Annotated in this window: 15 protein-coding genes; 9 read left to right on the top strand and 6 right to left on the bottom strand. The window is 62.7% G+C overall.

Translation table 11 applies throughout. The features are described 5' to 3' along the window. Positions 1 to 228 precede the first annotated feature (228 nt). The 7 genes from AC6I9R_RS21800 to AC6I9R_RS21770 are packed head-to-tail and all read left to right on the top strand — an operon-like array spanning position 229 to position 5,747. Entirely contained in the window at positions 229 to 930 is a 702-nt protein-coding gene (locus AC6I9R_RS21800) for a response regulator transcription factor (RefSeq protein WP_011453662.1), read from the top strand. A gap of 27 nt (positions 931 to 957) precedes the next feature. After that, positions 958 to 2,664: a sensor N-terminal transmembrane domain-containing protein gene (locus AC6I9R_RS21795; RefSeq protein ID WP_461428797.1), complete on the top strand. Its 1,707-nt coding sequence runs from the start codon at positions 958 to 960 to the stop codon at positions 2,662 to 2,664. A 3-nt stretch (positions 2,665 to 2,667) separates the two neighbouring features. Beyond that, positions 2,668 to 3,150 carry an HPr kinase/phosphorylase gene (locus tag AC6I9R_RS21790; protein ID WP_461428588.1) on the top strand — a complete coding sequence of 161 codons (483 nt, stop codon included), beginning with the start codon at positions 2,668 to 2,670 and terminating at the stop codon, positions 3,148 to 3,150. A gap of 16 nt (positions 3,151 to 3,166) precedes the next feature. After that, entirely contained in the window at positions 3,167 to 4,117 is a 951-nt protein-coding gene (gene rapZ / locus AC6I9R_RS21785; protein ID WP_461428587.1) for an RNase adapter RapZ, read from the top strand. Further along, positions 4,114 to 4,506 carry a PTS sugar transporter subunit IIA gene (locus AC6I9R_RS21780; protein ID WP_461428586.1) on the top strand — a complete coding sequence of 131 codons (393 nt, stop codon included), beginning with the start codon at positions 4,114 to 4,116 and terminating at the stop codon, positions 4,504 to 4,506. The genes rapZ and AC6I9R_RS21780 overlap by 4 nt, the downstream gene beginning before the upstream one ends. Positions 4,507 to 4,523: 17 nt before the next feature. After that, on the top strand, positions 4,524 to 4,805 hold the full coding sequence (locus AC6I9R_RS21775) for an HPr family phosphocarrier protein (RefSeq protein WP_461428585.1): 282 nt from the start codon (positions 4,524 to 4,526) through the stop codon (positions 4,803 to 4,805). Positions 4,806 to 4,817: 12 nt separating this feature from the next. Beyond that, entirely contained in the window at positions 4,818 to 5,747 is a 930-nt protein-coding gene (locus tag AC6I9R_RS21770; RefSeq protein ID WP_461428584.1) for a lysophospholipid acyltransferase family protein, read from the top strand. 77 nt (positions 5,748 to 5,824) lie between these two features. Here AC6I9R_RS21770 and AC6I9R_RS21765 read toward each other — a convergent pair whose 3' ends face one another. Next, entirely contained in the window at positions 5,825 to 6,703 is an 879-nt protein-coding gene (locus AC6I9R_RS21765; RefSeq protein WP_461428583.1) for a 3-hydroxybutyryl-CoA dehydrogenase, read from the bottom strand. A 203-nt stretch (positions 6,704 to 6,906) separates the two neighbouring features. Here AC6I9R_RS21765 and AC6I9R_RS21760 point away from each other — a divergent pair, with 203 nt between their 5' ends. Beyond that, the gene (locus tag AC6I9R_RS21760) at positions 6,907 to 7,725 is read left to right on the top strand and encodes a DUF6473 family protein (protein ID WP_461428582.1); all 819 of its coding nucleotides are present in this window, start codon (positions 6,907 to 6,909) and stop codon (positions 7,723 to 7,725) included. 67 nt (positions 7,726 to 7,792) lie between these two features. On the opposite strand, the gene AC6I9R_RS21755 is transcribed toward AC6I9R_RS21760, so the two are convergent. The 3 genes from AC6I9R_RS21755 to trhA form a co-directional block, all read right to left on the bottom strand. Further along, positions 7,793 to 8,719, bottom strand: a complete 927-nt coding sequence (locus AC6I9R_RS21755; RefSeq protein WP_461428581.1) for an electron transfer flavoprotein subunit alpha/FixB family protein — start codon at positions 8,717 to 8,719, stop codon at positions 7,793 to 7,795. Further along, on the bottom strand, positions 8,720 to 9,481 hold the full coding sequence (locus tag AC6I9R_RS21750; RefSeq protein WP_461428580.1) for an electron transfer flavoprotein subunit beta/FixA family protein: 762 nt from the start codon (positions 9,479 to 9,481) through the stop codon (positions 8,720 to 8,722). A 133-nt stretch (positions 9,482 to 9,614) separates the two neighbouring features. After that, entirely contained in the window at positions 9,615 to 10,274 is a 660-nt protein-coding gene (gene trhA, locus AC6I9R_RS21745; RefSeq protein ID WP_461428579.1) for a PAQR family membrane homeostasis protein TrhA, read from the bottom strand. A gap of 129 nt (positions 10,275 to 10,403) precedes the next feature. On the opposite strand from trhA, the gene AC6I9R_RS21740 reads away from it, so the two are divergent. Beyond that, positions 10,404 to 11,282 (top strand): hypothetical protein, encoded by an 879-nt coding sequence (locus AC6I9R_RS21740; RefSeq protein WP_461428578.1) that lies wholly within the window; start codon positions 10,404 to 10,406, stop codon positions 11,280 to 11,282. Between the two features lie 75 nt (positions 11,283 to 11,357). On the opposite strand, the gene AC6I9R_RS21735 is transcribed toward AC6I9R_RS21740, so the two are convergent. Together AC6I9R_RS21735 and AC6I9R_RS21730 are read right to left on the bottom strand one after the other, a co-directional pair. Beyond that, the gene (locus tag AC6I9R_RS21735) at positions 11,358 to 11,930 is read right to left on the bottom strand and encodes a cob(I)yrinic acid a,c-diamide adenosyltransferase (RefSeq protein WP_461428577.1); all 573 of its coding nucleotides are present in this window, start codon (positions 11,928 to 11,930) and stop codon (positions 11,358 to 11,360) included. Positions 11,931 to 11,934: 4 nt separating this feature from the next. Next, on the bottom strand, positions 11,935 to 12,144 hold the full coding sequence (locus AC6I9R_RS21730; RefSeq protein ID WP_461428576.1) for a twin transmembrane helix small protein: 210 nt from the start codon (positions 12,142 to 12,144) through the stop codon (positions 11,935 to 11,937). Positions 12,145 to 12,167: the final 23 nt, after the last annotated feature.

The raw sequence follows: 12,167 nt of genomic DNA, 5'->3' as shown, positions 1-12,167 counted from the left end.
AACCACAGTGAAATTTTCTTGCGCGCGGCTGGATTCCGCCTTCCTGCGGGAAATAAGGCAAGTTTGCCGCATTCCTGCCATATTCCTTCACCGGACATTAACGCAATTTGGCCACAGTCTTCTGGAGCCCAGAGGCCAATGGCGTGATTTTCATTGATTCTCTGGTGTGAAAACTGGACACTGCCCGAAAATATAAAAGCACCGAGCAGTAATCTGAGGACATAGCCGATGGCGCGTATCGCACTTGTCGATGACGACAGGAATATCCTGACGTCTGTATCCATGACCCTTGAGGCAGAGGGTTTTGACGTTGAAACATACAATGATGGGCAGTCCGCATTGGACGCCTTCAACCGCAAATTGCCGGATCTGGGTGTCTTCGACATCAAGATGCCGCGCATGGACGGGATGGATCTGCTGCAACGCCTGCGAACCAAGTCGCAGATGCCGGTGATCTTCCTGACCTCCAAGGATGATGAGATTGACGAGCTGATGGGCCTGCGCATGGGCGCGGACGACTACGTGCGCAAGCCGTTCTCGCAGCGCCTTCTGGTCGAACGCATCCGCTCCATCCTGCGCCGCCAGGACGCGATTGCGTCTGATGCCGCCGGCGCGCCCGAGGAAAGCACGGTGCTGGACCGGGGCGATCTGCAGATGGATCCGCTGCGTCACGCGGTGACTTGGAAGGGCCGCGATGTGACCCTGACGGTCACCGAATTTCTGCTGTTGCAGGCGCTGGCACAGCGCCCGGGCTTTGTGAAGTCCCGCGATCAGCTGATGGATGTCGCCTATGATGAGCAGGTCTACGTCGACGACCGCACCATCGACAGCCACATCAAGCGTCTGCGCAAGAAGATGCGCTCGGTCGATAACGACTTCTCGGCGATCGAGACGCTTTACGGCATTGGTTACCGCTACAACGAAGAATAGGGGCGGATCGTGCCAGCTGACGTCTCGATGACCAACCGCCACGCCGCGGAGCGGGCTGATATCGTGTTGGGGGAGGATTGGGACCGTCCCCAATCCGGTGTGGAATCCGAGCTGCGCGCCGCAAGGTCGCGGCGATCCCTGATTTCGCTGAACTCCTCGCCGCTTGCGCGCAAGATCATCCTGTTCAACTTGATCGCCATCATGGTTCTGGGCGTGGTGTTCCTGTGGTTGAACCCGGTACATGACAGTCTTGTGGTGCAGCGTGAACGGGCGCTTGCGACCGAAGCGCAGCTGATGTCCGATATCTTCGAGGCCAATCTGCCCGCGTCTGCCCCCGCCAACCTGGTGACCGGTGATGGCATTGATCCTGAGGGTGTTCTGTCGCGCATCGGTGTGCCCGACGGGATGGAGGTTTTCCTTTTCGCCGCCGACGGTGTGCCGGTGATTTCCACTCGCGATATCGCACGCTCGGGCGTGCGCCCGGTCCAAGGGCTGCAGGGTCAGCCGCGCGAGACGTTGCTGATCACGGATTTCCTTGTCTCCATCTACGAGGGGCTATCGGGTGTTCTGGGCGACGGGGCGGCACCCGCGCCGGTCGAGACGGGGCCGGAGGCCCATGCCGATCTTGTGACCGCCGCCCTGGGTGGCGCGACCATCCTACAAAGCGGCTCGAATGCGTCGGGAACCATCTACGCCGCCGCCTCGCCGATTGAAGGCGCGGGCGGGATCATCGGTGTCCTTGTGGTGACCACCGCCGCGGGAGAGATTGATCAGCTGGTCCGCGTGGAGCAGGAACAGCTGCTGCAGATGTTCGTGGTGGCGCTGCTGGTGTCCATCGTTTTGTCGCTGGTGCTGGCCTCGACCATTGCCAACCCGCTTGCAGATCTGTCGGCCGCGGCCGAACTTGGCCGCGACAAGAACGCCCGCAAGATGTCCCCCACCCGCGTGCGGATCCCGGATCTGACGGGCCGTCCCGATGAGATCGGGCGATTGTCCGGCGCGCTCAGGGGCATGGTCGCCGCACTCTATGATCGCATCGACAGCAACGAGCAATTTGCGGCAGATGTCAGTCACGAGATCAAGAACCCCCTTGCCTCCCTGCGCTCTGCCGTTGGCACGCTGGAGTTCGCCAAGACCGATGAGCAGCGCAAGCGGCTGATCGACGTGATCGAGCATGATGTGCACCGCCTGGACCGGCTGGTCAGCGACATTTCCAACGCCTCGCGGCTCGACAGTGAGCTGGTGAAAGAGGAAGAGGAAGAGTTCGACCTGGTCCACACCCTGGAGAACATCTCGCAGTTCCACGCGGAAGAAGCGAGCAAGCAAGGGGTTGAGTTCATTACCGATCTGCCCACCGAGCGGATCGATATCGCCGGTCTTGAAGGACGCTTGGCGCAGGTCTTCGTGAACCTGCTGAGCAACGCGATCTCGTTCTGTGAAGAAGGGGACGCGGTGCGGCTCTGGACCCGCCGGCGGGAGAACCGCGTGTTGATCGTGGTCGAAGATACTGGACCGGGTATTCCGGAGGAGGCGCTGACCAAAGTGTTCAACCGCTTCTATAGCGAGCGTCCGGCAAATCAGTTTGGCAACAATTCGGGCCTTGGACTGGCGATCTCCAAACAGATCGTAGAGGCCCATGGCGGCGTCATCTGGGCCGAGAACATTCGCCCGACGGAGGCCGATGTGACCTCGGAACCCCTGGGCGCGCGTTTCGTCGTCGGCCTGCCGATCTGAGCCATGACGCCGCCGCCCGAGGCCCCGCCCGAGGCCCTGGCCGACCGGGCCAGCTCCCGCGACGGCGATAGGTTGTTCTTTCACGCCAGCGCCGTCGCGCTGGAGGACAAGGGCGTGCTGATCCTCGGCCCCTCGGGTAGCGGCAAATCAACCCTCGCGCTAGCGCTTCTGGCGCAGGGGACCAAGCTGATTTGTGATGACGGCGTCTGGCTGAAGGACGGCCAATTGCACCGCCCCGACAAGGCCCCGGACCTGATCGAAGCGCGCGGCGTGGGGTTGCTTTTTGCCGGGCCGATCCGCCCGCAAGCCCCTCTGTCACTGGTCGTCGACCTCTCGCGCGCTGAACCCAAGCGTCTTCCGCCGCGACGCATGGTCTCTGTCCAGGACCAAAGAGTTGAGTTGATCCTGGCCGCAGGACAGACGACGTTGGCAGCAAGCCTTATTCACCTGCTGCGCCATGGCAGGGCCGACCCCGACATCAACTGACCGGATCCCCCTCGCGATGCCACCGACCCCGCCCCTTGCCCATGTGGTCTTCGTCACCGGTCCCTCCGGCGCGGGGCGCAGCACGGTGATCAACGCGCTGGAGGACCTGGGGTTCGAGGCGATTGATAACCTGCCCCTCAGCCTGTTGCCCCGCCTTCTGGAAGGCGCGCCGCCCGACCGTCCGCTGGCCCTTGGGATTGACCCGCGTACCCGCGATTTCGACGCGCGGGACCTGATCCGCGCCCATGAAAAGCTGGGGCAGGATCCGGCCTACACTGCCGATCTTCTCTATATCGATTGCGAGCCTGCCACGTTGCAGCGGCGCTATTCTGAAACCCGGCGCCGTCACCCCCTTGCCCCCGATGCCGACCCTGCCGATGGCATCGCGATGGAGCGCGAGATGCTGGCGCCGCTGCGCGGCCACGCAGATGTGTTGATCGACACCACGAACCTGACGGTGCACCGCACGCGGGACGAGGTCGTGCGGTTCTTCGCAAATGACCGTGCGCCGGGCATGGCGATCCAGATCATGTCCTTCTCGTATCGGCGCGCACTGCCCATCGGCGCGGATCTGGTGTTTGACTGCCGTTTCCTGCGCAACCCCCATTGGGACCCGGACCTGCGCGGCAAGGATGGCCGCAGCGCAGAGGTGCAGGATTATGTCACCGCCGACGCGCGGTTTGAGACGTTCCGTGCCCAGATCAACGATATGCTCGCCCTGCTGATCCCGGCCTTCAAGGAAGAGGGCAAAAGCCACCTGACCGTTGCATTCGGTTGCACTGGCGGGCGGCACCGCTCGGTCACGCTGGCCGAGATCACCGCGCGTCGCCTTGCAGAAGAGGGCTGGCAAGTGTCTAAAAGGCACCGGGACGTGGACAAGGACGCGACCAAAGACAGTGACCGAGAGCGGGGCCCGATTACCTGGGTGCCTGCCTCGCATGGGGATGGAGAGGCGCAACAACCGTGATCGGCATCGTGATCGTCGCCCATGGCGGCCTGGCGGGTGAGATGAAGCGCGCGACAGAACATGTCGTGGGTGCGCAGCCGTCGATGGTGGCGATTTCCATCGGACCCGAGGATGACCGTTCCACCCGCACGCGAGAGATCTGCGATGCCGCCGATGCGGTGGACAGCGGCGACGGTGTGGTGGTTGTGACGGATATGTACGGCGGCTCTCCCTCGAACCTGTCGTTGCGCGCGTGCCGCCCGGCCAACCGCAAGATCCTGACCGGGGTGAATTTGCCGATGCTGGTAAAGCTGGCGAAGTCGCGCCAGTTGGGGGTGGAAGAGGCCGTGTCGCGCGCCGCCGAGGCGGGCCGGCGCTACATCAACAGCTTCGACGGGGCGCCGGAATAGCAGGGGGGAGGCCCGAGATGAGCGATACAAGCATCACGCGGCATTTGAAGATCGTGAATGTCAAAGGCCTGCACGCCCGCGCCTCGGCCCGATTTGTTGAGGTTGTGGAGCAGTTTGACGCCGAGGCCACGGTCCGGCGCGATGGGCTGAGTGCTGCCGGTGACAGCATCATGGGCCTTTTAATGTTGGCAGCTTCCATGGGAACCTCTATTGAGGTCGAAACCAGTGGAGCCGAGGCCGACGCCCTAGCAGACGCGCTGGACGCTCTGGTCGCCGACCGGTTTGGCGAGGATACCTGAGGGGTCAGGACAATGGCTTTGATGGATGGCGGAAGACGAGGGCACGTGACGGATTTGACGACACGAAATGTATCGGCCCCCGCGCCGACACGCGGGACAGGCCCTGACGGCACCTATGATCGTCGGTCGCTGACCTACGCCAACTCGTTCCCCAGCCCCTTCGTGCGTTTCACGATCAAATCCATCGAGTGGATGACCGGCAAGATCACCGTGATCCGCCGCATCCGCCAGTTCGAGAGCCTGGGTGAGTTCAAGGGCCAGGCCTTCTGGCCCGCGACGATGCGGGTGATGGGCATCGACCTGCAGACGCCCGATAGCCAGCTCGACCGAATCCCGAAAGAGGGACCGGTGGTTTTCGTGGCCAACCATCCGCATGGGTTGGTCGATGGCATGATCCTTGCGGATCTGATCGGCCGCCGCCGCGATGACTACCGCATCCTGACGCGGGCTTTGCTGACGGGGATAGATGAGGCGGCGTCGGGCTACATGATCTCGGTTCCGTTCCCGCATGAGGCGGACGCGCAGCAGAAGATGCTGGATATGCGCGCCGCTGCGATGGAACATCTGAAGGCCGGTGGCTTGATTTCTCTGTTCCCGTCCGGGGCCGTCGCTGTGGCGGACCGCATGATGGGCCAGCCGATTGAGGGCGAGTGGAATGTGTTCACCGCTAAGATGATCCGCAATTCCGGTGCGACCATCGTGCCGTGCTTTTTCACCGGGCAGAACAGCCGCGCTTATCAGATCGCCAACCGCATCAGCCCGGTGATCCGTCAGGGGCTGCTGATCCACGAGGTGGTAAAGAGCTTCGACAAGCCCCAAGCCCCGGTGATCGGAAACCCGATCACGCCCGACGAATGGGCCGACCGCATCGGCAAGCCGCGCGAGTTCATGGCGTGGTTGCGCGAACGGACGCTGTCTTTGGGCGACAATCCCGACCAATAACAACGGCTTGGTGCCCGTGGCTTGCTGTGGGTTTGAGTAGTATTTGGCAAGATGAAGCCCGAAACAAGCCCGGTGCGTCAGCGCGTTGGGATCGGATCGCCCTCGCCCCGGTAATCGTAGAAGCCGCGTTGGGATTTTCGGCCGAGCCAGCCGGCTTCGACGTATTTGGTGAGCAGAGGGCAGGGCCGGTACTTGGTGTCGGCCAAGCCGTCGTGCAACACGTTCATGATTGCCAGGCAAGTGTCGAGGCCGATGAAATCGGCCAGCTCCAGCGGACCCATCGGGTGGTTGGTGCCGAGCTTCATCGCCATGTCGATGGAGGTGACGTTTCCGACGCCCTCATAGAGCGTATAGACGGCCTCGTTGATCATCGGCATCAGGATGCGGTTGACGATGAAGGCCGGGAAATCCTCGGCCGTGGCGGCGGTCTTGCCGAGGCGGTCGACGACGGATTTGCAGGCCTTGAACGTTGGCTCATCGGTGGCGATGCCGCGGATCAGTTCCACCAGTTGCATGACGGGGACGGGGTTCATGAAGTGGAAGCCCATGAACTTCTCGGGCCGGTCGGTGCGCGAGGCGAGGCGGGTGATGGAGATCGACGAGGTGTTCGATGTCAGGATCGTATTGGGTTTGATGTGCGGCAGCAGGTCTTCGAAGATCGCCTGCTTGACCGTCTCCCGCTCGGTTGCGGCTTCGATGATCAGGTCGGTGGGGCCGATATCCGAGAGGGTCAAAGTGGTGCCGATCCGCCCCATGGCGGTATCTTTGTCGGCCTGGCTGATCTTTTCGCGGCTGACCTGACGTTCGAGATTTCGGTCGATCAGCGCGACGGCCTTGTCCAGCGCTTCCTGGCTGACATCCGACATGATCACGTCATAGCCCGCCAGGGCGCAGACATGGGCGATGCCATTGCCCATCTGGCCCGCGCCGACGATTCCGATGCTTTCGATCTCCATGGGGTGCCCCTCCGGCGCGGTTGATTGGCGGTAGAATAGGCTTGGCCGAAGGGTGGGCACAAGCCAAAGCCGCAGGGCGCACTGCCACATGCCGGCGCGCGGAATTTTAGGCAAAACTGTTATAAAACAGCAGGTTAGGAATTGATCAACTTTCTGGCGCCTACAGTGGCTCCGGGTGAGTCTCTGTAACTGGAGCGAGGATCATGAGTTTTATTCAACGCGGGCGGATGCCCCTGGACTATCAACCATCGACGCTGCCGGGATCGGCCCTGCGGTTTCGCGGGCCCCTGAACGCCGATTCCGGGCCGTCGGTCGTCTGTATCGGGTCGTCCGAGACGTTTGGCCGCTTCATCGACGCGCCTTTTGCGGCGCAATTGGACCAAGCGCTGGATATCCCGGTCTTAAACCTGGGCGTGGTGAACGCGGGGCTGGACGTGATGATGAACGACCCGGCCATTGCCGCTGCCGTGGCCGAAGCGGAAGCCGTGGTGATGCAGATCACCAGCGCGCACAACATGACGAACCGGTTCTATTCGGTGCACCCCCGACGCAATGATCGGTTCGTCTCGGCCAGCGCGATGCTACGCACGATCTACCCCCAGGTCGATTTCACCGAGTTCCATTTCACGCGGCATCTGCTTAGCCATTTACGCGAGGCCTCGGCAGATCGGTTTGAGATTGTCCGTGCCGAGTTGGAGCAGGCCTGGGTGGCGCGCATGCGGCGCTACCTCAAAAGCCTGGCGGTGCCGGTGCACTTGTTGTGGCTGTCGAACCACAAACCCGACGCGCCGGAAGACGCGGATCTGGCGCAATATCCCTTGTTCGTGACGTCCAAGATGCTGGACGAAGTCCGCCCCGATGCGGCCTCACTGACGATTGCCGCCCCCGGGGCGACCGAGGGGGCGGAGGCCGTTGAAGGCAAGACGTATGGACCCAGGGAAGAGGCCGCCGCGCGTCTGCTGCCGGGGCCCGAGCTTCACGCGATGGCGGTGAAAAGCCTGCTCATGCATCTGGACGTGTAGGACAGGATGAAAAAGCCCCGCAGCGGAAAGATCCGGCGGGGCTCTCGGTGTTAGCTGTGGGACGGGATCAGAGCTTTCCAGTCAGCTCCGGCACCGCGTCGAACAGGTCGGCGACAAGGCCGTAGTCAGCCACCTGGAAGATCGGCGCTTCTTCGTCCTTGTTGATCGCCACGATGACTTTGGAGTCCTTCATGCCGGCCAGGTGCTGGATCGCGCCCGAGATGCCAACGGCAACGTAGAGATCCGGCGCCACGACCTTACCGGTCTGGCCCACCTGCCAATCGTTCGGCGCATAGCCCGAATCGACCGCCGCGCGGGAGGCCCCGACAGCGGCGCCGAGCTTGTCGGCAAGGCCTTCGATCAACGCGAACTGCTCTTCCGAGCCCACACCACGGCCCCCGGATACGACGATCCCGGCGGACGTCAGCTCGGGCCGGTCAGAGGCGGCGACCTTGTCTTCCACCCAGGACGACAGGTCCGGGTTGCCCGCGGCGTCGATCATCTCGACGGGGGCGGATCCCCCGGTTGCGGCGGCGTCAAAGGTGGAGGTCCGGAAGGTCACGACCTTCACGTCATCCGCCGATTTCACCGTCTGGATCGCGTTGCCCGCGTAGATCGGACGCTCGAACGTGTCGGCATCGACGACGGCGGAGGCGTCGGAAATCACCATCACATCCAGCAGAGCCGCGACGCGGGGCATGACGTTTTTCGCGTCGGTCGTGGCGGGCGCCACGATGTGCGAATAGTCGCCCGCCAGCGATACGATCAGCGCCGCCGTGGGTTCCGCCAGACGGTGGCCCAGGGTAGCATCCTCGGCGCAGAGCACCTTGGACACGCCCGCGATCGTTGCGGCCTCATCGGCGGCAGCTTTGGCCGAGGCGCCGCAGCACAGCACGGTCACATCGCCCAACATCGCGGCAGCGGTCACGGCCTTGGCCGTGGCGTCCATTGCCAGCGCGCCGTCGGTTACTTCGGCAAGGAGAAGAACAGCCATTTACAGGACCCCCGCTTCATCTTTGAGTTTCGTCAGCAGCTCATCCACCGAGGCGACCTTGACGCCAGCGGCGCGGGCTTCGGGCTCGGTCGTGGTCACAACGGCGAGGCGCGGCGTGACGTCGACGCCGTAATCGGCGGCGGTTTTCTCATCCAAAGGCTTCTTCTTCGCCTTCATGATGTTGGGAAGCGAGGCATAGCGCGGCTCGTTCATGCGCAGATCAACGGTGACGATGGCAGGCATCCGCACCTCGATGGTCTGCAGACCGCCGTCCACTTCGCGCGTCACCTGGGCGAGATCGCCTTCGATCTGGAGGTCCGAGGCGAAAGTGCCTTGCGACCAGCCCAGAAGCGCCGACAGCATCTGGCCCGTCGCGTTCATGTCGTTGTCGATGGCCTGCTTGCCTGCCAGCACGAGGCCCGGCTGCTCTTCATCGATGATCGCCTTGAGGATCTTGGCGACGGCTAGCGGCTCGATATCCTGGTGAACATCATCGGCAGCGACGACAAGGATCGCGCGGTCCGCGCCCATCGCCAGCGCCGTCCGCAGGGTTTCCTGCGACTGCTTCACACCGATGGAAACGGCGATGACCTCTTCGGCCTTGCCCGCTTCTTTCAGGCGGATCGCCTCTTCGACGGCAATCTCGTCGAACGGGTTCATCGACATTTTGACGTTGGCAAGATCGACCCCGGATCCGTCCGCTTTCACGCGAACCTTCACGTTGTAGTCGATCACGCGCTTAACGGGCACTAAGACCTTCATGGCGTTCTCCTAAGCCTCGTTGGGCATTCCGAATTCAACCGGCACCCAAGCAACATAATTGCGTGAACAGATAGCCCCAACTGGGATCGGAAAATAGGCCAAAATCGACGCGGGGGACGTCAGCGACGCCGCGTTACGCGATATGAGAGGTGTGGAGGATTTCTGCAACGATGGCGGCGTAGCAGATCGAGGTGCCGACGAGCACGAAGATGTGCCAGATCGTGTTGTGAAACGGCAGCCTGTGCCACATCAGGAAGATGATCCCGAACGAATAGAAAAGCCCGCCTGCGATCAGGAGCGACATCGCCAAGGGCGTGATGCCCGACAGAAGCGGCCCCCCGGCAACGGCGCCCGCCCACCCGAGGCTGAGGTAGAGCGCGATGGCCAGCCAGATGTAGCGGCGTTTGGAGAATAGGATCATTGAGGCTCCGGCCAGGGCCACCGTCCAGATCCCCGCGAAAAACCCGGCAGAGCCTGAGGCCAAGGCGATGAACGGCGTGTAGGTGCCTGCGATCTTGAAGTAGATCGCCGATTGATCAAAGCGCCGGAAACGCGGCGTCAGATGCTCGCTTTGCACAAGGTTGTAAAGCGCCGAGCAGACCCACATTGCCAGCAGTGTGACGGTGTAAATCGTCAGCGCGCCCGTCAATGTCGGGTCCCCGATCCAGACCGCAGCGAGTGTGATCAGGACAGGTCCGGCGATCAGCGCGCCGACTATGCCCAAGCCGTGCACCACAGCGTCCGAGAAAAACTCGGCCTGGCTGTAGGCTCGATTGGACCTGAGATGTGCCATTGGGCCAGTCTACCCGCAAAATGGTTAACAAACCCAGAAGGTTATGAAAACAAACTGTTACCACTGCGTGAGCGTGGCATGTTTGCGACTTGCCGCAGGGGGCAGGGCGGGGGCAGACTTGGCCGCAGGATGGCTGTGAAAACCGGATACACCAAAGCGGAAAACGCTGCGCAGGCTGCTCGGATCAAGGCGCAAGCGGCCGCGATGGTGGCCGAGTTGCCGCAGCGGCCGTTGCAGGCGTTGGAGCTGGTCTGCGGCTGCAGCATGTGCATCGACGCGGAGGCTTACGGGCAGTTGATCCGCACCCCGCCGCCGCACATGACCACCGCGATGATCCGGCAGTACTTCGGCGGGGCAGGGGTGTTGGAGGTCGAAACCGATGCCTCCGCGCAGCTGGAGGCGCGGGTGATTTTCACCCACGTGCTGGCGCACCTCGGCGCGGCGGTGTGCCGCCCGCGCACGCAGGAAAGGGTACATCGCCGCGAGGAATCCTTTATCGAGCCGAATTACTGGATCCTTCCGCTTTTACGGACCGGATTCCTCGACACGCTCCCCCATGAGGTCGCGGCCCAATACCGCGTCTTCCTGATCGATGTTGTCACCCATGCCGTCGCCACGGGCTCTGCCCGGCTTGGCGACGCGCTGACCTATCTGGCGATGGTGACGAACGCCTTGCCTGATGTGTTGGAGAAGTTTCGCATCGGCCCGCCCCGGCGGTACCTCCGGTTCTGGACGACGCTGGCAGTTGGGTCCGTGTCGAGCCACCCCGAGATGACGCGCCAGGCGCGGTGGGACATTCACCTGTCGTGCAACGCGATGCCCATCGCGGCGCGCCTGCGCTTGTTGGATGCCTTGGCCTCGGATGAGGTCGAGGCGCTGATCACGCGCTATGCCCTGGCGGCGCGGGATGAGGGGTGGATGCTGTACCTGTCGCGGCTGTTGGAATGGCGCGACAGGTCAGTTTTGGCGACGCGGTTTTCAGACTATCGCGATGAGGTGCTGGAGTGAGGGGGCAAAGCCAAGCCTTCGCTTGCCCTTACCGGTTCGCTCTTCCCTTCGCCGAAAGCAGTGCTTTCGCCGCTTTCAGCGGTTCGCTCCGGGAACCCACAAGATATCGTCTTTGCCGTTGTTGTTGGCGATCCGGCCCGCGACGAAGAACCAATCGGACAAGCGGTTGAGGTATTTCACCCCCGCCGGGTTGACCGATTCCACGCCGCCCAGTTCCACCGACAACCGCTCGGCGCGGCGACAGACGGTGCGGCAGATATGCAGATGGGACGCGAGGGGCGAGCCGCCGGGCAGAATGAACGAGCGCAGCGGCTCAAGGTTCGGGTTCATCTCGTCAATTTCGGCCTCAAGGCGTTCCACCTGGGCGTCGGCCATGCGCAACGGCGGATACTCGCGGTCTGCGTCCATCTCCATGTTGGGCGTGCACAGGTCCGCGCCCAGATCGAACAGGTCGTTCTGGATCATCGCGATGCGCTCGGCCATCTGCCCCTCAGCGTGCAGGCGCGCAACGCCCAGGGTCGCGTTCAACTCGTCGACCGTGCCATAGGCCTCAACCCGCTGCGAATGCTTCGCGACACGGCTGCCGTCGCCCAGGGCGGTTTCCCCGGCATCCCCCGTGCGGGTGTAGATTTTGTTCAGAACTACCATAGGCTTACGCTCCAGACTGTCGGCGGAAATAGACGAAGGCCAGCAGCAGTACGATCGCCACCAACTGCATGCCCAGGCGCCATTGCATCATCTTGTTGGATCTCTTGGCACCGTCAGCCCCGCCTTTGCGGAACGAGTTGATGCCCAGAAGCAGGATCACCAGAACGGCGAGGCAAGCCACCATACCGGCGATAAGAAGGGGGTCGTTTGTCATGTCGTCTCCGGGTCAATTCCTCG

The organism is Gymnodinialimonas sp., from assembly GCF_059726805.1.
Note: the sequence above shows the minus strand (reverse complement) of the source record. Positions and strands in the feature narration are given on the sequence as shown.